This is a genomic window from Micromonospora sp. BL1 (assembly GCF_003667485.1).
In the GTDB taxonomy this organism is placed as follows: Bacteria; Actinomycetota; Actinomycetes; order Mycobacteriales; family Micromonosporaceae; genus Micromonospora; species Micromonospora tulbaghiae.
Map to the genome: position 1 here is coordinate 1 of NZ_RCVK01000010.1, position 413 is coordinate 413.

Consider the following 413-nt stretch of genomic DNA (forward strand, 5'->3'; position numbering starts at 1 on the left):
CGGTGTGCCGGTGCGCGACGTGCTGGTCGCCGACGCGTCCCGGCGGACGAAGGCCGTCAACGCGTACGTCTCGGGGCTGGGGCCGACCCGGCGGGTGGTGGTCTACGACACCCTGCTGCGCGAGGCGACCCCGGCCGAGGTGACCAGCGTGGTCGCGCACGAGCTGGGGCACGCGAAGGACCGGGACGTCTGGGTCGGCACCCTGACCGGGGCGCTGGGCGCCGCCGCCGCGGTGGTCGCGCTCTACCTGATCGGTTCCTGGGCGCCGCTGCTGCGGCTGGCCGGGGTGGACTCCGTGGCCGAGCCGCGCGCCGTCCCGCTGCTGATCGCGCTGGTCACGGTCGTCGGGCTGGTCGCCGCGCCGGTCCAGGCGCTGGTCTCCCGCCGGGTGGAGGCCCGGGCCGACGCGCATG

General features: G+C 77.2%; 1 protein-coding gene. It reads left to right on the top strand.

The features are described from left to right. On the top strand, window positions 1–413 hold a 413-nt coding region (locus EAD96_RS00035), incomplete at both ends, for a M48 family metalloprotease (protein WP_147457801.1).